Source organism: Citrobacter sp. Cf118, from assembly GCF_030334095.1.
Lineage (GTDB): Bacteria > Pseudomonadota > Gammaproteobacteria > Enterobacterales > Enterobacteriaceae > Citrobacter > Citrobacter freundii.
In genome coordinates, this window is the sequence record NZ_JAOWES010000056.1 from 311,752 (window position 1) to 329,913 (window position 18,162).

The window sequence follows — 18,162 nt, forward strand, 5'->3', positions numbered from 1 at the left end:
ATCAAACTTCCATGTCCTCATCCCGTCCGGTGTTCCGTTCGCGCTGGCTTCCCTATTTACTGGTGGCTCCGCAGCTGGTTATCACCGTTATTTTCTTTATCTGGCCTGCCGGTGAAGCGCTGTGGTACTCGCTACAATCCGTTGATCCGTTTGGTCTTTCCAGCCAGTTTGTCGGACTGGAAAACTTTGTCGCGCTGTTTCATGACCCGTACTACCTCGACTCATTCTGGACCACCATTAAGTTCAGTACGTTAGTCACGCTAAGCGGTCTGCTGGTGTCGTTATTTTTTGCGGCGTTGGTGAATTACGTGGTGCGCGGCAGCCGTTTTTACCAAACGCTAATGCTGTTGCCTTACGCCGTTGCGCCCGCCGTTGCCGCCGTATTGTGGATCTTCCTGTTTAACCCCGGGCGCGGGCTGATTACCCATTTTCTCGGTGAGTTTGGCTATGACTGGAACCATGCGCAAAACAGCGGTCAGGCAATGTTCCTGGTGGTGTTTGCGTCGGTCTGGAAGCAGATTAGTTACAACTTCCTGTTCTTCTTTGCCGCACTGCAGTCTATTCCTCGCTCGCTGATCGAAGCCGCCGCGATTGACGGTGCGGGGCCGGTTCGCCGCTTCTTTAAACTGGCGCTGCCGCTCATTGCCCCGGTGAGCTTCTTCCTGCTGGTGGTGAATCTGGTGTATGCCTTCTTTGACACCTTCCCGGTGATTGATGCTGCCACTGCAGGCGGGCCGGTACAGGCGACCACGACGCTGATTTATAAGATCTATCGCGAAGGTTTTGTCGGGCTGGATCTGGCTTCTTCCGCTGCACAATCGGTGGTGCTGATGTTCCTGGTCATTATTTTGACGGTGGTGCAGTTCCGCTATGTGGAAAGTAAGGTGCGTTACCAATGATTGAGAACCGTCGTGGGCTGACAATATTCAGCCATGCCATGTTGATTATGGGGATCATGGTGATCCTGTTTCCGTTGTACGTCGCGTTTGTCGCGGCGACGCTGGACAACAAAGCGGTGTTTGAGACGCCGATGACGCTGGTTCCCGGCTCGCAGCTGCTGGAAAACATGAAATACATCTGGGTCAACGGCGTGGGCGTCAACAGCGCGCCGTTCTGGCTGATGATGCTCAACAGTTTCATCATGGCGTTCAGCATTACGGTAGGGAAAATTACTGTCTCTATGCTTTCCGCATTTGCCATCGTCTGGTTTCGCTTTCCGCTGCGCAACCTGTTCTTCTGGATGATTTTTATCACCCTGATGCTGCCGGTTGAGGTGCGTATTTTCCCGACGGTAGAAGTGATCGCCAACCTGAAGATGCTCGACAGCTATGCGGGTCTGACGCTGCCGTTGATGGCATCTGCGACAGCGACTTTCCTGTTCCGTCAGTTCTTTATGACCCTGCCGGATGAACTGGTTGAGGCGGCGCGTATTGACGGCGCGTCACCAATGCGTTTTTTCCGCGATATCGTACTACCGCTGTCAAAAACCAATCTGGCGGCGCTGTTCGTTATTACCTTTATCTACGGCTGGAACCAGTATCTGTGGCCGTTGTTAATTATTACCGACGTCAATTTGGGCACTGCGGTGGCGGGTATCAAAGGCATGATTGCCACCGGTGAAGGCACCACGCAGTGGAACCAGGTAATGGCCGCCATGCTGCTGACGCTCATCCCTCCGGTAATCATCGTGTTAGCCATGCAGCGCGCGTTTGTGCGTGGTTTAGTGGACAGTGAGAAATAAAAATGGCTGGTTTAAAACTACAGGCAGTAACCAAAAGCTGGGACGGTAAAACCCAGGTGATTAAACCGCTGACGCTTGACGTCGCGGACGGGGAATTTATTGTGATGGTTGGACCATCCGGTTGCGGTAAGTCTACGCTGCTGCGGATGGTGGCCGGGCTTGAACGGGTAAGCGGCGGCGATATCTGGATTGATAATAAACGCGTTACCGAGATGGAGCCGAAGGATCGCGGCATTGCGATGGTCTTTCAAAACTATGCTCTCTACCCGCATATGAGCGTGGAAGAAAACATGGCCTGGGGGCTGAAAATCCGCGGGATGGGCAAGGAACACATTGCTGAGCGGGTAAATGAGGCGGCGCGTATTCTCGAGCTGGGTGAGCTGCTCAAACGTCGTCCGCGCGAACTTTCCGGCGGCCAGCGCCAGCGCGTAGCGATGGGACGAGCGATTGTACGTGACCCGGCGGTATTCCTGTTCGATGAGCCGCTTTCTAACCTTGATGCCAAGCTGCGCGTACAGATGCGTCTGGAGTTACAACATTTGCATCGCCGACTGAAAACCACCTCGCTGTACGTGACGCACGATCAGGTTGAAGCGATGACCCTCGCCCAACGGGTAATGGTAATGAACAAAGGTATTGCCGAGCAAATCGGTACCCCAGTTGAGGTGTATGAAAAACCCGCCAGCCGCTTTGTGGCGAGCTTTATCGGCAGCCCGGCGATGAATCTGCTCGATGGGCGCATCAGCGCTACGGGTACCCATTTTGAGCTGGAGGGCGGCATGACGTTGCCCATCGGCAGAAGCGCCAGGGAGTGTATTGGGCGTAACATGACGTTGGGTATCCGCCCGGAGCATATTGCGCTAAGCTCGCAGGCCGAAGGCGGCGTGCCGCTGGTCGTCGACACGCTGGAAATGCTGGGTGCGGATAATCTGGCACATGGACGTTGGGGTGAGCAAAAGCTGGTGGTGCGGTTGGCGCATCAGCATCGCCCGACGGCAGGCAGCACGCTGTGGCTGCATCTGCCAGAACATCATCTGCATCTTTTTGATGGCGAAACAGGACAACGCGTATGAATAACTGGCCTTACCCTCATATTGTCGCCCATCGCGGCGGCGGTAAGTTAGCCCCGGAAAACACCCTGGCGGCGATCGACGTGGGGGCGCGATATGGGCATACCATGATCGAGTTTGACGCTAAATTGTCGAAAGACGGTGAGATCTTCTTACTGCATGACGACAACCTGGAACGCACCAGCAACGGCTGGGGCGTGGCTGGCGAATTGAACTGGCAGGATCTATTGCGCGTGGACGCCGGCAGCTGGTTTAGCGGTGAGTTTAAAGGCGAACCGTTGCCGCTGCTCTCGCAAGTTGCTGAGCGCTGTCGCCAGCACGGCATGATGGCAAATATTGAGATTAAACCCACCACCGGGACGGGGGCGCTCACCGGGAAGGTCGTGGCACTGGCTGCGCGTGAATTGTGGGCGGGAATGACGTCACCACTGTTGTCATCCTTTGAAATTGATGCGCTAGAAGCTGCGCAGCAGGCGGTGCCTGAACTGCCGAGAGGTTTGCTGCTGGATGAATGGCGCGAGGACTGGCGTGAGCTGACCACGCGGCTTGGCTGCGTCTCTATTCATCTTAATCATAAGCTGCTGGATGAGGCGCGCGTGGATGCGCTGCGCGATGCTGGGCTACGTATTCTGGTTTATACCGTCAACCGACCCCAGCGCGCGGCAGAACTGCTGCGCTGGGGCGTAGACAGCATCTGTACCGATGCCATTGATACCATTGGTCCGGATTTCCAGCCCAGTTAAGGCCCAATCGTTTTTAACGGAACGTTAGGTTGCGGCGTGCTGGAGGGCTTCAGCATGTCGCCGTTCTTTTTCTCCGACAGCATATGTTGCTTATTCAGCGAGCTGTCCGGATTACGGGTTCCACTCAACATCCCTCCGTTGCTGTTAGGCAGCATTTGCTGCTGTCCAGGATTCAACTCGCCCGGCTGAGACTGCAGCACGCGCTGGGTGTTGGTGTTGATTTGGTTTTCCATATGCTGTTGCTGCATGCGCGTCTGCGTTTGCAACTGCTGGTTGAGCATCCCTTTCTGCTGAATCTGCTGTGATTGCATTTGGGTTTGCATACGCTGCTGACTCGGGATCTGATAACCGGGTTGATTCGGGTTATTCATGGTGTTGATGGGCTGTGCAAAGCCTGTAAACGGCAACAGCATGGCTAAAAGTAAGAGTCGTTTCATCGCTTTTCTCCTCTCGGGGATCGTTTAAGTTTACTCCTTTCTCGCCGTTACGATGATTATTTCAGAGTTATGCACCAGGCTTAGTGGGGGCCGACCCCCGTACATCTGGAGAATAACGATGATAAAACCGACGTTTTTACGCCGGGTAGCCATTGCTGCTCTGCTCTCAGGAAGTTGTTTTAGCGTGGCTGCCGCGCCGGCTGCGCCACCGCCGGTATCCTACGGTGTCGAGGAAGATGTGTTCCATCCCGTTCGCGCGCAACAGGGGATGGTGGCTTCCGTAGATGCTTTAGCCACCCAGGTTGGGGTGGATATTCTGAAACAGGGCGGGAATGCCGTTGATGCCGCTGTTGCCGTGGGCTACGCGCTGGCGGTGACGCATCCGCAGGCGGGTAATCTGGGCGGCGGTGGGTTTATGCTGCTGCGTACCAAAGACGGTAACACCACGGCGATCGATTTTCGTGAAATGGCTCCCGCTGGCGCGACCCGTGATATGTTCCTTGATGAACAGGGCAACGCCGATGCGAAAAAGTCGCTAACCTCACATCTGGCATCCGGTACGCCGGGTACCGTGGCGGGTTTCTCGCTGGCGCTGGAGAAATACGGCACGATGCCGCTGAACAAAGTCGTGCGCCCGGCGATGAAGCTGGCGGAAGAAGGCTTTGTGGTTAACGACGCGCTGGCCGACGATCTGAAAACCTATGGCAGCGAAGTGCTCCCTAATCACGAGAACAGCAAAGCCATTTTCTGGAAAGACGGCGAGCCGCTGAAAAAGGGCGACAAGCTGGTGCAAACGAACCTGGCGAAAAGCCTGGAGATGATTGCCGAGAACGGTCCGGATGCGTTTTATAAAGGGGCAATTGCCGAACAGATTGCTGGGGAAATGCAGAAAAACGGCGGGTTGATGACCAAAGAGGATTTAGCCAGCTATAAAGCCGTGGAGCGTACGCCGATTAGCGGCGACTATCGCGGGTATCAGGTCTTCTCGATGCCACCGCCGTCCTCTGGCGGTATTCACATCGTGCAGATCCTCAATATTCTTGAAAACTTCGATATGAAGAAGTACGGGTTTGGCAGCGCTGATGCCATGCAGGTGATGGCTGAAGCGGAGAAATATGCCTACGCCGACCGCTCGGAGTATCTGGGCGACCCGGACTTTGTGAAGGTGCCGTGGCAGGCGCTGACCAATAAAGCCTATGCCAAATCGCTTGCCGATCAAATTGATATCAACAAAGCCAAGCCTTCCAGCCAGATCAAGCCCGGCAAGCTCGCGCCGTATGAAAGCAATCAGACCACCCATTTCTCGGTGGTGGATAAAGACGGTAATGCCGTGGCGGTGACGTATACCCTGAACACCACCTTTGGCACCGGGATTGTGGCGGGTAACACCGGCATTCTGCTTAATAACGAAATGGACGATTTCTCCGCCAAGCCGGGCGTGCCGAACGTTTATGGGCTGGTGGGTGGCGATGCTAACGCGGTTGGGCCGAAGAAGCGTCCGCTGTCATCAATGTCGCCGACTATCGTGGTAAAAGACGGGAAAACCTGGCTGGTTACCGGCAGCCCTGGCGGGAGCCGAATCATCACCACCGTGCTGCAAATGGTAGTCAACAGCATTGATTTTGGAATGAACGTCGCCGAAGCGACCAACGCGCCGCGCTTCCATCATCAGTGGTTGCCCGATGAACTGCGCGTTGAGAAAGGGTTTAGCCCGGACACCATTAAGCTGCTGGAGCAGAAAGGGCAGAAAGTCGCACTGAAGGAAGCGATGGGCAGCACGCAGAGCATTATGGTAGGACCGGATGGCGCACTGTATGGCGCATCCGACCCGCGTTCTGTGGATGATTTAACGGCGGGATACTGATTTTTGATTAATAGCCCGGTGTCAGGCACCGGGCGTTTTGTTGGCTATGCCGTGAGCAACCGCGCTGGGTTATCAATACAGAGCCTGCGTAGAGTATCGTTGTCTACTCCACGGGCGGCCAGATAGGCGAGGAAAACATTCGGGACAAATCCCCAACCGTTCCCCCCATTTTTTGCCCACATCTGTTTGAGAAAAACATCATGGCTTAAAACTATCTGATCGGCGTAACCCAATTCAATCAGATGTGCTACCGCATCTGCGGTTTCCTGAACGCCTGGGGCGATACCTTCTTTTGGGAAAGTGATGTCCAGGCCAATCATGTCAAATTCAAGCCATACGCCGCGATCGAGCATTTTTCGTTGATAGGCAACATCTTTTCCCGAAGGATCTGAATGCGCCAGCGAGACTTTTGCCGGAGAGACGTTCATCTCTTCAAGGACAATATCCAGCACCTCATCACCCAGCCGCAGCCACCCTGGCATATGGATATTCATCGCAGTATGAGGATTATTACGTTGTGCCAGAGAAGCCGCTCGCAGACTGTTGCGTTCCGCCTGCGTAAAAGCGGGTGATACGCCAATTTCACCTATCATGCCGGCGCGAATATCCGTCTCGCCTATCCCCTGATTCAGTTCCTTATCAATAAGTGAGGCTAACAACTCGACAGGTTTGTGGATCCTGGCACTTTCAAACTTCTCCAGATAAGGTCCTGATGAAGCTACGATGTTCAAACCGGTTTTTAATGCCACTTCTCGCAATGACAAGACATCTCGACCGATAGATTCAGAACCTGTCGCGTCGACAATCGTCCTGCCTCCCAGTGACATAAAGTTGTTGATTTCAAAGATGACATCATCAATCTCCTTTCTGTCCATGTTATCGGCGCAGCAGTAGGGATCATGTTTCAATCCCCACTGCAGATCAGCGCTGACCTTTTTCCCCACGAGTTGCTGTGAGAATTCATAATGCGGTTCGTCAACAACCGATGATAAATCGTTAAACAGATGCTCATGCGGTAGCGTCAGACCCATATCCGTGTGCGCCACTGGGCCTGTCACGGTTTGCAGGAAACCTTTCATCCTGACACCTCCATTTTTTGCGCCATTTTGGATGCTCTGTATTCGGGGATGGTGGTAACAATTGCGCCTATTAGCGCAAACAGCGTCCCAATGATCGTGACCAGATAGACCGTATTACCCAGTGATGGGATAAGTTCATCAATCAACACTGAGCCAAGCAATTGACCCGCGGTAGAAGCAACACCGAGCATCAACAGCCCTAAGCCTCTGACCAGAATCGCCATCAGCCCGATGGACAGCAGACCCAGCGGGCCACCGAGATACATCCACCACGTATCGGGTAACTGGACGGTGACATGACCTAATGCGACACGTATCGCCAGCGCAGCGCCCAGCACACAAAAGCCGACGATGAAGTTCCAGGTAATGGAAACCAGCATAGAGCCCGTTGCCTCGGCAACTTTGGCATTTCCAGCGGGCTGCCAGCCAGCGAGTAATCCTGCCAAAAATGGAAGGATAGCGAGCAGGATAAAGGAGGTTGAATGCCACTGTGGTGACACGACAAAAATCGTGGCAATAACAGCGAACAATGCGCCAGTAACGCGCCATGGCGTGAAGTATTTCTTCTCGTCCACACCGACACCAAAACGGTCGCACAGCAGGCCGGAAAGGAGGAGGGCGGAAATTAATGCAGTTTGAAACGTGGCAACGCCCAACGCGCTGGCTGATGCCCCTTCCGAAAATACAACCATCGCCCCGCATAATCCGGCAAACCAATTCCACAAAGGGATTTTCCGCGTTTTTATCAGAGCTGGGATCGACGCGAATTGCTGGCGTGTTTCTTTGCGCGCAATAATAATAAAAAACATGACGACCAGACCACTGGCGAACGAGATTACTGCGCAAGCATTTCCATCCTGCAACCAGTGTCCCAATTGCCCATTAACGGCAGACTGCATAGGGGAAAGCATACCGGCTAAGATAGTTGCAAGCATCAGTAAGGGGGTTGAGTACTTATTCTTGTTCATACATCAATCCTTATATTTTATAAAAGGAGTAACTTTCGTTACTCCATTGTTTTTTATTTTCTGGCGATGAATTGAAGCGTGTTAACCCACAGGTCGGTATAAAACGACCAGGACATAAATTGCTGTGTTCCCCAGTGCGGCGAACAGTCGCTCATGAAGCAGGCGGTTTTACCCTGTTGGTATTCACCAAACACTAACAGCGGGTCATTATTTATTGTTAAGACAACATCGGCATCTTCTCTGGAGACAACCTGGTTATATCCAAGAAATGCCGGGTAGTCGGTGAATCCGTTAACGACAGGATGTTCAGGGGAAATAGCCTCAGCGTAGATACCCTCTGGTTTTTCTACCCGGTCATCGCCGTCAAGCATAATAACTGGCAAAACCTCGGCAAGAATGGTGTTCTTGTAATTAGCTTTTGCCTCAATACCCATAAATGACAGATAGCCGCCAATCATGAGCAGTCCACCACCATTTTTGACATACTCTTTAATTGATTCCAGAGCATTGGGCTTTATTTTTAGCTGATAGAACGTCTCGTTTTGCAACAGGAACGTATTGCTGCCGATATCGCTAATGACAATGACATCGTAACGGTTTAGGTCATCAATGCTTTCTGGAAATGCGATTTGCACGGTGTGAGCAGGCATGTAATCAACTTCTACTCCGCCTTTCTTTAAGCATTCCAGTAACCATGTGGCACCCTCTTCATATTTACTGGAGGTAAAACTGTCATAGCCTTTTGAATGGATCATGTGAATATGCCAGGATTCTCCAATAAAGAGCACCTTTAGTTTTTTCTGTGTATTATTCATAGTCTGCTCCTTGATTTAGTGAGTCGAGATAGTTTGTTTGTAATGCGAACCTTGAATGCGATGAAGAACGGATTCGTTTTCTGGCATGTCAGAGGCATTGGGTGTTTCAACAGCAAGCGAGGCGAATGCACTGGCGTAGCACAATGCAGATGCCAGTGATTTTCCTTTAGCAAGGCCAGATGCGAGTGCACCATTGAAGGCATCACCCGCTCCTGCGGTATTTTTTACAACTGCCGGGAATGCCGGAGAATAGATGAATTGTGTTCCGTCATAAGCGAGGGAGCCTTTGCTCCCTAGGGTGATAATGGTATTTTTGACGCCTTTCTGATGAATAATCTTTGCCGCACTTTTTGCCGACTCAATATCATTGACGGACATGTTTGCCAACAGACCCGCTTCGGTTTCATTTGGCGTGATATAATCAATATTATCAATAATGGTATTGACCATTTCATTGTATGGTGCTGGATTTATAATGACAGGGATATCATTTTTCTGTGCGAGACGAATGGTTTGGTGAAGCGCTTCGTAATTTGTCTCCAGTTGTACGAGAACAATATCTGAATGAACGATGGCTTCTTTTTGTATGGTGATTTCATCAGGGGAAATTGTCATGTTAGCACCGGGGTAGATAGCGATGACGTTATCCCCGGTATCTCCATTCACCATAATAGTAGCTGTACCTGTTTGTGTTTCTTTGGTCTGATAGATAACGCTTTTATGGATTTTTGATGAGTTTATAAAATTAATAGCGTAATCACTGAAATGGTCTGACCCTACTTTAGTAATAAAATGCACATCAGAATCGGCATAGCTTGCAGCTAATGCCTGATTGCATCCTTTACCTCCGGGCGAAAAAATAAATTTATCGGCAAGTAATGATTCGCCTGTCGAGGGGAGCCTCGGTAGGTAACTGATAATATCAACATTGAACGAGCCAATAACACATACATTATTCTTCATGGCAGAGAGACCTTTTTTTATTTTCTGCGCTGATTCATATTTTTCCAGCACATAAGCAATTTCGTTTTTTGCAACGTTATCAAGAGAGTCAAGGGTAATAAATGCACCACCATGACAGCGAGTGAGATATCCCTGTCCGGCAAGTTCATTGAGATCTGAGCGAATAGTTTCCTTTGTTACCTTGAGACTTTTCGCCAGATTTGAAACTTTTACAACTCCCGAAATACTGATTTCTTTCAATATTCTATGATGGCGTTCAAATTTCATTTTTTACCTCACCGTGGTTAAGTTAGTCCCAGGGGAAGTATATTGTTGTGATTGTCACCATAAAGTGATGGCAGAAACCAAAAAAAAACAAAAATGTAATATTAATATTATTAAAGTTAAGATAAATAGCGATGAAGATAGTAAGTAAAATAACCCTATGATTCAGGCGGTTGTTACGCCTGAAGATGACGGCGGAGGCGATGGACTGCAATCAACAACTTTATGCCAGGATTGGATGGCAATTCCGCTTTTGCATGTAACGACGGGGAAATTAAGGATAATGACCTACAGCCTTCTGAACGTTGCAGGTCTTATTAGTTCCTTAAGGAACATACTGTTGCAGTGATTCAGACCAGTGAAATATTTGGCTGCTTTTATCCTGCAGGTTCACGACCTCTAAATCATAAAATCCCTGCGTCTTTGCCGACCGCAATTTCAGGATGTACTTACTCTCGCTGATGTCGTGCTGCCTTGTGCCGTCTTTATTCCAGTCTCCGGCGATATCCGAATAGTAATAAACAAGGTCAGAAAACACGTTGATTATCTTGCTGTCTTTGATGGTGTAGAGTTCCAGCACTTCATAAAATGCCCCACCGCCGGAGTAGGCATCGGAGTAGCCACCGCGCACCCCGAACGCCAGAGTATCGGGAGCGATCCGGTACGGTGCCAGATCCAATTTTGTATAATAAGCCAGCGGTCTGACGGACTCATCATCGCTCTCTTTCTCGGCAGCTTTATTCCACGCTGAGATCTGGTTTAATGGTTTTTCCAAGCGGGCAATCGGCTGCAGCTGTTGGTTCTGCCAGGAGAAAACGCCGAGATATAATTTATTGGCGCGTCCGTTGTTGTAGTTTTCCGGACAGGTGTTATCTGCGTACTTTTTTGCCTGCCCGGCATCGGCCTGATTGTCAGCAAAACAGGCGACGCCAATGTATTTCCCGTCTTTTCCCCAGGCTTTGGCGCCAGTGAGGATCAGATTATTAGGATTTTCGTTCGGCGCAACCCAGCCAATCCACTGGTTCTCTGATAATCCCTGTGGAAGTTCACCAAATCCTTTCGCAGGTGTTGCCCCTGCCATTTGCTCAGAAAAAATCTGTTTACCTTCAGTATGTTGAATAGCGCCGGGTACGGCATCGAGATTTTGTACGGTAGTGGCAAAAGCTGGGGAGAGCGAGGCCAGTAAAACCAGGGGAACAAACTTTTTCACTATTGCGTCCTTTCAATAAGCAGGGCGATAAGACTCGCCCTTAAATTTATTTCACGCGTGCCATTAAATACGCATCCACGTACTCGCCGTTGCGCAGGCCGTATTTCTTACCTGTCCCTTCGATCTCAAAGCCATGCTTTTTATAGACCGCAACAGCAGGTTCGTTATCAACAAACACCGTTAACTCGATACGGTCGACGCGCAGCCAGTTGTCGCACATGTCGATCATCGTACGGAGAAGCGCGCTGGCAACGCCGCGATTCTGCCAGCGGGCATCAACGCAGATACCAAAATCGGCGACATGGCTGCGGCGCGGGCGCTGCGCGACCTCAATACAGAGATGTCCGACGACGATATCATCAATGCACGCGACCAGTTGTTTGATTCCGACCCGTTCGGTTAGTCGCTCTTGCCACATCTCCATGGAAGGATGAGGAACCTGTAGCGTGTTGTGATACACCTCTGGCTGGGCATGGATCTGACGAATTGCGTCGTAATCTTTCGGTTCAGCGTGGCGTATCACTATCTCACTCATTCCTTATCTCCTTCAGGGTTAATTGAGTCTTTACCCTCGCTGAGAAAGAAAATTACGTCAACTGCATTTTTTTGCAAAAAGAAGTAGACAAGTGCGAATGAGAATGATTATTATTGCTCTGCGTTCAGGGGAACCCCTACGGAGAACCTGAAAGCACGACATTGCTCACATTGCTTCCAGTATTACTTTAGCCAGCTTTTGCTGGCTTTTTTTTGGGGTTTTGTTTCAGCCTGGCTTACTTGTCATTTTGTCCCCGGGAAGTGCTCGTGCTCCTCACGTACATTTAGTACGCTCCGGGCCCTGCGCGCTTGCCGTGAACAAACTGACCGCGACGCCGACGGCCTATCTTGAGGCATCTGCTTTTGTAGGCCGGATAAGGCTACGCCGCATCCGGCAAAGAATCCAACATTCAGTCTCCAGCCGCTTTGCGCTATGGTGTAGATAATCATCTTCAAAAGGACTGTCTCATGACCTTACACTGCGCATTTATTGGTTTTGGTAAAAGTACCACTCGCTACCATTTGCCGTACGTCCTCAACCGCAAAAATAGCTGGCATGTCGCGCACATTTTCCGCCGTAACGCCAGGCCGGAAGAGCAGGCGCCGCAGTATTCACATATTCACTTCACCAGCGACCTCGACGAGATCTTAAACGATCCGCAGGTGAAGTTAGTGATCGTTTGTACCCATGCTGACAGCCATTTTGACTACGCCAAACGTGCGCTGGAGGCGGGTAAAAACGTGCTGGTTGAGAAACCGTTCACGCCGACGCTGGCAGAAGCAAAAGTGCTGTTCGAACTGGCGCAAAGCAAAGGGCTGACCGTTACGCCGTATCAGAATCGCCGTTTTGACTCCTGCTTTCTCACTGCTAAAAAAGCGATTGAGAGCGGCAAGCTCGGCGAAATTGTTGAGGTTGAAAGCCATTTCGATTACTACCGTCCCGAGGCGGAAACTAAGCCGGGATTGCCACAGGATGGCGCATTTTATGGCCTGGGCGTACACACCATGGATCAGATTATCTCGCTGTTCGGACGCCCCGATCATGTGGCCTATGACATCCGCAGCCTGCGTAATAAAGCGAACCCGGACGATACCTTTGAAGCACAGCTGTTTTACGGCGACCTGAAAGCCATTGTTAAAACCAGTCATCTGGTGAAAATCGACTATCCGAAGTTTATCGTCCATGGCACCAAAGGCTCGTTTGTGAAGTACGGCATCGACCAGCAGGAAACCAGTCTGAAGGCCAATATTATGCCGGGTGAGCCAGGTTTCGCTGCTGATGATTCCATCGGAATGCTGGAGTATGTCAACGATGACGGCATCACAGTAAAAGAAGAGGTGAAGCCGGAGGTGGGGGATTACGGTCGCGTCTATGATGCGCTGTACCAGACGCTGACCGCCGGTACGCCTAATTACGTCAAGGAATCTGAAGTTCTAACCAACCTGGAGATTCTCGAACGCGCCTTCGAACAGGCATCTCCGGCGACGATAACCCTCGCCAAATAGCCTGCACAGACTCCTCTGGGTTTATTCATATTTTTTGAACAGAGGAGTCAATTTTCACCCTCTATGATCCCAGGCGGATTGAGTCCACACTTACTCCATCGAAAACATCTGGGGGTGAACACAATGATCTATTTACGCAAAGCTAACGACCGCGGTCATGCGAATCATGGCTGGCTCGATTCCTGGCATACCTTCTCTTTTGCCAACTACTATGACCCGAACTTTATGGGGTTCTCGGCACTGCGCGTGATTAACGATGACGTGATTGACGCAGGCCAGGGCTTTGGCACTCACCCCCATAAAGACATGGAAATCCTGACCTACGTGCTGGAAGGTGCAGTAGAACATCAGGACAGCATGGGCAACAAAGAGCAGGTTCCTGCCGGTGAGTTCCAGATTATGAGCGCCGGGACGGGGATCCGTCACTCGGAGTACAACCCGAGCAATACTGAGAAGCTGCATCTGTATCAGATCTGGATCATGCCGCAGGAAAACGGTATTACGCCGCGCTATGAACAGCGCCGTTTCGATGCCGCTCAGGGTAAACAACTGGTGCTGTCGCCTGATGCCCGCGATGGCTCGCTGAAAGTGTACCAGGATATGGAGCTGTACCGTTGGGCGTTGGTCAAAGATGAGCAGTCGGTGCATCAGATTGCCGCTGAACGTCGCGTCTGGATCCAGGTCGTAAAAGGCAACGTCACCATTAACGGAACCAAAGCGACCACCAGCGACGGTCTGGCAATCTGGGATGAACAGGCAATTTCGATTCATGCCGACAGCGACAGCGAAGTGTTACTGTTTGACCTGCCGCCTGTATAAAAATACACGGCATCCTTCAAGCCGCATCTGTGTTGGCTTTCCTCGCTCACCCCGGTCGCGTACTTAATGTACGCTCCCGGGGATTCACTGCGTCGCCGCCTTGATGCAACTCGAATGATTTTGTGTATTTCTCACAATAAAAACTCCTTTTTTTCTCTGCAAAGGTTCATGCACGTCCGTGGTAAACTGGGGGAATCTATCCCTTTTTAACGCTTCAGGACGATGAAAAAGAAAAGACCCGTACTTCAGGATGTAGCCGACTGCGTGGGCGTGACTAAAATGACGGTCAGTCGCTTTTTGCGTAATCCGGAGCAGGTCTCCGTGGCGCTGCGGGGCAAAATTGCCGCTGCACTTGATGAGCTGGGTTATATTCCCAATCGCGCTCCTGATATCCTTTCTAACGCCACCAGCCGCGCTATCGGCGTGTTGTTACCGTCTCTTACAAACCAGGTTTTTGCTGAAGTGTTACGCGGCATTGAGGCCGTCACCGACGCCCATGGTTATCAAACTATGCTCGCACACTACGGCTATAAGCCAGAGATGGAACAAGAGCGCCTGGAATCGATGCTGTCGTGGAATATCGATGGCCTGATCCTCACCGAACGTAGCCATACGCCTCGTACGCTGAAAATGATTGAGGTCGCCGGTATCCCGGTGGTTGAGCTGATGGACAGCCAGTCCCCGTGTCTGGATATCGCCGTCGGTTTCGACAACTTTGAAGCCGCGCGCCAGATGACTGCCGCTATCATCGCCCGAGGGCACCGTCATGTTGCCTATCTTGGCGCACGTCTTGATGAACGTACTATCATCAAACAGAGAGGCTACGAGCAGGCAATGCGCGATGCCAACCTGGTGCCGTACAGCGTGATGATGGAACAGTCTTCTTCCTACTCCTCCGGTATTGAACTCATCCGTCAGGCGCGACGCGAATACCCGCAGCTCGACGGCATTTTCTGTACCAACGATGACCTGGCGGTAGGGGCGGCCTTCGAATGCCAGCGTTTAGGGCTAAAAATCCCGGATGACATGGCGATTGCCGGATTCCACGGTCACGACATCGGACAGGTGATGGAGCCGCGTCTGGCGAGCGTGCTCACGCCGCGTGAACGCATGGGCAGCATTGGTGCTGAACGCCTGCTGGCGCGCATCCGTGGTGAAGCAGTCACACCTAAAATGTTAGATTTAGGTTTCACCTTGTCACCGGGCGGATCTATTTAAGCCAACAAGTTTGAAGTAGCTCACACTTATACACTTCGAGCACGAATGGATATTGCTTCTCTATTTATCCGGCTGGACAATGTTACCGATAACAGTTACCCGTAACAATTTCCAGATTCTTGTACCAGTGGGGGCAACGCTTTGAGCACGACTAATCATGATCACCACATTTACGTTCTGATGGGCGTATCGGGCAGCGGTAAATCTGCTGTCGCCAGCGAAGTGGCGCATCAACTGCAGGCCGCGTTTCTTGATGGCGATTTTCTCCATCCGCGCAGCAACATCATGAAAATGGCTTCTGGTGAGCCACTCAACGATGATGACCGTAAACCGTGGTTACAGGCGCTGAATGACGCCGCCTTTGCGATGCAGCGTACCAACAAGGTTTCGCTGATCGTCTGTTCCGCTCTGAAAAAAGTCTATCGCGACCAGCTGCGCGACGGTAACCCGAACCTCTCTTTCATCTATCTGAAAGGGGATTTTGACGTTATCGAAAGCCGTCTGAAAGCGCGTAAAGGCCACTTCTTCAAAACGCAGATGCTGGTGACCCAGTTTGAAGCGCTGGAAGAACCAGGTGCGAATGAAAACGATGTACTGGTGGTCGATATCGATCAACCACTGGACGGTGTGGTCGCCAGCACCATTGAGGTTATTAACCAGGGCAGTAAGTAGTGAGTACATTAACGCTTGTTTTAACAGCAGTAGGGTCCGTTTTATTACTGCTGTTTTTAGTGATGAAGGCGCGTATGCACGCCTTCCTTGCTTTGATGGTGGTGTCTATTGGTGCAGGTCTCTTTTCCGGTATGCCGCTCGATAAAATCGCCGCGACTATGGAAAAAGGGATGGGAGGCACGCTTGGTTTCCTGGCGATTGTTGTGGCGTTGGGGGCGATGTTCGGCAAGATTTTGCATGAGACCGGCGCAGTCGATCAAATTGCCGTCAAAATGCTGAAATCCTTCGGCCACAGCCGCGCACATTACGCGATTGGCCTGGCCGGTCTGATTTGCGCGCTACCGCTGTTCTTTGAGGTGGCGATTGTGCTGCTGATTAGCGTAGCGTTCTCGATGGCGCGTCACACCGGTACCAACCTGGTTAAATTAGTCATTCCGTTGTTTGCAGGCGTAGCGGCGGCTGCGGCGTTTTTACTGCCGGGGCCAGCGCCGATGTTGCTGGCTTCGCAGATGCACGCTGACTTTGGCTGGATGATCCTGATTGGCCTGTGTGCCGCGATTCCGGGCATGATTATCGCCGGGCCGCTGTGGGGTAATTTCATCAGCCGTTACGTTGAGCTGAACATTCCTGATGACATTACCGAGCCGCATCTGGGCGAAGGTAAAATGCCGTCCTTCGGCTTTAGCTTGTCGCTGATCCTGCTGCCGCTGGTATTGGTTGGTCTGAAAACCATCGCCGCGCGCTTTGTGCCGGTTGGTTCTTCAACTTACGAATGGTTTGAGTTTATCGGCCACCCGTTTACCGCGATTCTGGTTGCCTGTCTGGTGGCGATTTACGGTCTGGCGATTCGCCAGGGTATGCCAAAAGACAAAGTGATGGAGATCTGCGGTCATGCGCTGCAACCGGCGGGGATTATCCTGCTGGTGATTGGTGCAGGTGGCGTGTTTAAACAAGTGCTGGTTGATTCCGGCGTCGGTCCGGCGCTGGGCGAAGCGTTAACCGGAATGGGTCTGCCGATTGCCATTACCTGCTTCGTGCTGGCGGCAGCGGTGCGTATCATTCAGGGTTCTGCGACCGTGGCGTGCTTAACGGCGGTCGGTCTGGTGATGCCGGTGATTGAACAGCTAAACTTCTCCGGCGCACAGATGGCGGCACTGTCTATTTGTATCGCAGGCGGCTCGATCGTGGTCAGCCACGTTAACGACGCCGGTTTCTGGTTGTTCGGTAAATTTACCGGTGCAACGGAAGCACAAACGTTGAAGACCTGGACGATGATGGAAACCATCCTCGGTACGGTCGGCGCAATTGTCGGTATGATTGCCTTCCAGCTGTTGAGCTGAGTCTTGTTGCCCGGTGGCGCTTGCGCTTACCGGGCCTGGAAATGAGCACACATCCACATCGTAGGCCGGGTAAGCGCAAGCGTCACCCGGCTTTTTTACAGCACCATCACCCCATCCTCGGTTTTCAACCAACGCGGCGCTTTCAGCGTGTCGGCGAAATAGCCCACCAAATCCTGCAGCAAATCACCCGCTACTCGCTCCATATCATCAGAAAGCGTTTTGCTCATCAGCAAATGCGCCAAAAGCTGGCAGTAACGCCCCATCTGGTCTGACTCAGGCTCGAAAAGGGGAAAACGGGTCGGTAAGGTTTCTACCGTCAGGCTGGCCTGTAGATGCTGCGGTACAGGCTCCGTTAAGGTCGGTTGCAATAATGCGAGACAGGCCGACAAACGTGCACAAATCGCCAGTTTTTCAACCGGGTCATGGCATTCAACCAGTCCTTCGACAAAACGCTCGCAGTTATCCGCCAGTTCGGTGAAATCCGTGGCATGGCTAAAGGGCAGGGTAAATAAAGAGTGTGAAAAGAGAGGGGTAGTCGCCATAGGGCAGCCTCCAGTATGTTTTATTTAAACCACCACCGGAGAGGCTAATCTCGCGGGTGGCGGAATCGAGCGGAGTTAGCCTTACCGGTCATACTGGATACCGGCGCGTCTTGCGACGCCCCCGCTCGACCCGCCATTGAGACGAAATCGGTCGCACGACATAGAAGTATATGTCGCCAGTATGATTTTCAGAAGGCTAATTCTGACACCTGATTTTGCAGGTGCAGCGAGAAGATAAGGCTTATCCACAATGCTGACAAGAGGGCATTCCGGAAGGCGCCTCGCAGAAATGAAAATACGTTTTTTCAGGGGATTAGATGATTGAGGTGTTTCTCATAAACACATTCACGGCGCGGATTGCCCGGTGGCGCTATGCT

At 51.6% G+C, this 18,162-nt stretch carries 18 protein-coding genes; 10 read left to right on the plus strand and 8 right to left on the minus strand.

Going from position 1 to position 18,162, the window contains the following annotated elements:
* The first annotated feature begins 11 nt into the window (after positions 1-11).
* The 4 genes from ugpA to ugpQ are packed head-to-tail and all read left to right on the plus strand — an operon-like array spanning position 12 to position 3,554.
* A complete protein-coding gene (gene ugpA / locus OGX67_RS03540; RefSeq protein ID WP_032937238.1) occupies positions 12-899 on the plus strand; it encodes a sn-glycerol-3-phosphate ABC transporter permease UgpA in 888 nt (295 codons plus the stop codon).
* Complete coding sequence (gene ugpE / locus OGX67_RS03545; RefSeq protein WP_003837843.1) at positions 896-1,741, plus strand: sn-glycerol-3-phosphate ABC transporter permease UgpE; 846 nt, start codon at positions 896-898, stop codon at positions 1,739-1,741. Before ugpA ends, ugpE begins: the two co-directional genes overlap by 4 nt.
* A gap of 2 nt (positions 1,742-1,743) precedes the next feature.
* On the plus strand, positions 1,744-2,814 hold the full coding sequence (locus tag OGX67_RS03550) for a sn-glycerol-3-phosphate import ATP-binding protein UgpC (protein ID WP_003023452.1): 1,071 nt from the start codon (positions 1,744-1,746) through the stop codon (positions 2,812-2,814).
* Positions 2,811-3,554 (plus strand): glycerophosphodiester phosphodiesterase, encoded by a 744-nt coding sequence (gene ugpQ / locus OGX67_RS03555; protein WP_204583206.1) that lies wholly within the window; start codon positions 2,811-2,813, stop codon positions 3,552-3,554. The genes OGX67_RS03550 and ugpQ overlap by 4 nt, the downstream gene beginning before the upstream one ends.
* Here ugpQ and OGX67_RS03560 read toward each other — a convergent pair.
* On the minus strand, positions 3,551-3,991 hold the full coding sequence (locus OGX67_RS03560) for a DUF2756 family protein (protein ID WP_071687975.1): 441 nt from the start codon (positions 3,989-3,991) through the stop codon (positions 3,551-3,553). The two genes, ugpQ and OGX67_RS03560, sit on opposite strands and share 4 nt — an antisense overlap.
* Before the next feature lie 118 nt (positions 3,992-4,109).
* On the opposite strand from OGX67_RS03560, the gene ggt reads away from it, so the two are divergent.
* Entirely contained in the window at positions 4,110-5,855 is a 1,746-nt protein-coding gene (gene ggt / locus OGX67_RS03565) for a gamma-glutamyltransferase (protein ID WP_003023458.1), read from the plus strand.
* 44 nt (positions 5,856-5,899) lie between these two features.
* Here the strand turns inward: ggt and OGX67_RS03570 are convergent, their stop codons facing one another.
* From OGX67_RS03570 to yhhY, 6 genes are all read right to left on the minus strand, one after another.
* Complete coding sequence (locus tag OGX67_RS03570; protein WP_003023461.1) at positions 5,900-6,934, minus strand: phosphotriesterase family protein; 1,035 nt, start codon at positions 6,932-6,934, stop codon at positions 5,900-5,902.
* Positions 6,931-7,902 carry a DMT family transporter gene (locus OGX67_RS03575; RefSeq protein ID WP_003023463.1) on the minus strand — a complete coding sequence of 324 codons (972 nt, stop codon included), beginning with the start codon at positions 7,900-7,902 and terminating at the stop codon, positions 6,931-6,933. Before OGX67_RS03575 ends, OGX67_RS03570 begins: the two co-directional genes overlap by 4 nt.
* Before the next feature lie 53 nt (positions 7,903-7,955).
* Positions 7,956-8,717 (minus strand): glutamine amidotransferase, encoded by a 762-nt coding sequence (locus tag OGX67_RS03580; protein WP_046671270.1) that lies wholly within the window; start codon positions 8,715-8,717, stop codon positions 7,956-7,958.
* Between the two features lie 15 nt (positions 8,718-8,732).
* Positions 8,733-9,947: a PfkB family carbohydrate kinase gene (locus OGX67_RS03585; protein WP_003023466.1), complete on the minus strand. Its 1,215-nt coding sequence runs from the start codon at positions 9,945-9,947 to the stop codon at positions 8,733-8,735.
* Positions 9,948-10,269: 322 nt separating this feature from the next.
* Positions 10,270-11,154, minus strand: coding sequence for a hypothetical protein (locus OGX67_RS03590; RefSeq protein WP_204583208.1), 885 nt, complete (start codon positions 11,152-11,154; stop codon positions 10,270-10,272).
* 46 nt (positions 11,155-11,200) lie between these two features.
* A complete protein-coding gene (gene yhhY, locus OGX67_RS03595; RefSeq protein ID WP_138828002.1) occupies positions 11,201-11,689 on the minus strand; it encodes an N-acetyltransferase in 489 nt (162 codons plus the stop codon).
* 467 nt (positions 11,690-12,156) lie between these two features.
* On the opposite strand from yhhY, the gene OGX67_RS03600 reads away from it, so the two are divergent.
* The 5 genes from OGX67_RS03600 to gntU all read left to right on the plus strand — a co-directional run bounded on the left by OGX67_RS03600 (position 12,157) and on the right by gntU (position 17,243).
* The gene (locus tag OGX67_RS03600) at positions 12,157-13,194 is read left to right on the plus strand and encodes an oxidoreductase (RefSeq protein ID WP_003837856.1); all 1,038 of its coding nucleotides are present in this window, start codon (positions 12,157-12,159) and stop codon (positions 13,192-13,194) included.
* Positions 13,195-13,317: 123 nt separating this feature from the next.
* On the plus strand, positions 13,318-14,013 hold the full coding sequence (gene yhhW, locus OGX67_RS03605; protein WP_003023472.1) for a quercetin 2,3-dioxygenase: 696 nt from the start codon (positions 13,318-13,320) through the stop codon (positions 14,011-14,013).
* Between the two features lie 222 nt (positions 14,014-14,235).
* On the plus strand, positions 14,236-15,231 hold the full coding sequence (gene gntR, locus OGX67_RS03610) for a gluconate operon transcriptional repressor GntR (RefSeq protein WP_257651320.1): 996 nt from the start codon (positions 14,236-14,238) through the stop codon (positions 15,229-15,231).
* 141 nt (positions 15,232-15,372) lie between these two features.
* Positions 15,373-15,903: a gluconokinase gene (gene gntK / locus OGX67_RS03615; protein WP_257651319.1), complete on the plus strand. Its 531-nt coding sequence runs from the start codon at positions 15,373-15,375 to the stop codon at positions 15,901-15,903.
* On the plus strand, positions 15,903-17,243 hold the full coding sequence (gene gntU, locus OGX67_RS03620; protein WP_003023477.1) for a gluconate transporter: 1,341 nt from the start codon (positions 15,903-15,905) through the stop codon (positions 17,241-17,243). Before gntK ends, gntU begins: the two co-directional genes overlap by 1 nt.
* 95 nt (positions 17,244-17,338) lie before the next feature.
* On the opposite strand, the gene OGX67_RS03625 is transcribed toward gntU, so the two are convergent.
* A complete protein-coding gene (locus tag OGX67_RS03625) occupies positions 17,339-17,785 on the minus strand; it encodes a lipoate--protein ligase family protein (RefSeq protein ID WP_257651318.1) in 447 nt (148 codons plus the stop codon).
* Positions 17,786-18,162 lie beyond the last annotated feature (377 nt).

Coding starts and splice junctions, on each gene's coding strand:
- ugpA (WP_032937238.1), top strand. CDS start 12: ATGTCCTCATCCCGTCCGGTGTTCCGTTCGCGCTGGCTTCCCTATTTA.
- ugpE (WP_003837843.1), top strand. CDS start 896: ATGATTGAGAACCGTCGTGGGCTGACAATATTCAGCCATGCCATGTTG.
- OGX67_RS03550 (WP_003023452.1), top strand. CDS start 1,744: ATGGCTGGTTTAAAACTACAGGCAGTAACCAAAAGCTGGGACGGTAAA.
- ugpQ (WP_204583206.1), top strand. CDS start 2,811: ATGAATAACTGGCCTTACCCTCATATTGTCGCCCATCGCGGCGGCGGT.
- OGX67_RS03560 (WP_071687975.1), bottom strand. CDS start 3,991: ATGAAACGACTCTTACTTTTAGCCATGCTGTTGCCGTTTACAGGCTTT.
- ggt (WP_003023458.1), top strand. CDS start 4,110: ATGATAAAACCGACGTTTTTACGCCGGGTAGCCATTGCTGCTCTGCTC.
- OGX67_RS03570 (WP_003023461.1), bottom strand. CDS start 6,934: ATGAAAGGTTTCCTGCAAACCGTGACAGGCCCAGTGGCGCACACGGAT.
- OGX67_RS03575 (WP_003023463.1), bottom strand. CDS start 7,902: ATGAACAAGAATAAGTACTCAACCCCCTTACTGATGCTTGCAACTATC.
- OGX67_RS03580 (WP_046671270.1), bottom strand. CDS start 8,717: ATGAATAATACACAGAAAAAACTAAAGGTGCTCTTTATTGGAGAATCC.
- OGX67_RS03585 (WP_003023466.1), bottom strand. CDS start 9,947: ATGAAATTTGAACGCCATCATAGAATATTGAAAGAAATCAGTATTTCG.
- yhhY (WP_138828002.1), bottom strand. CDS start 11,689: ATGAGTGAGATAGTGATACGCCACGCTGAACCGAAAGATTACGACGCA.
- OGX67_RS03600 (WP_003837856.1), top strand. CDS start 12,157: ATGACCTTACACTGCGCATTTATTGGTTTTGGTAAAAGTACCACTCGC.
- yhhW (WP_003023472.1), top strand. CDS start 13,318: ATGATCTATTTACGCAAAGCTAACGACCGCGGTCATGCGAATCATGGC.
- gntR (WP_257651320.1), top strand. CDS start 14,236: ATGAAAAAGAAAAGACCCGTACTTCAGGATGTAGCCGACTGCGTGGGC.
- OGX67_RS03625 (WP_257651318.1), bottom strand. CDS start 17,785: ATGGCGACTACCCCTCTCTTTTCACACTCTTTATTTACCCTGCCCTTT.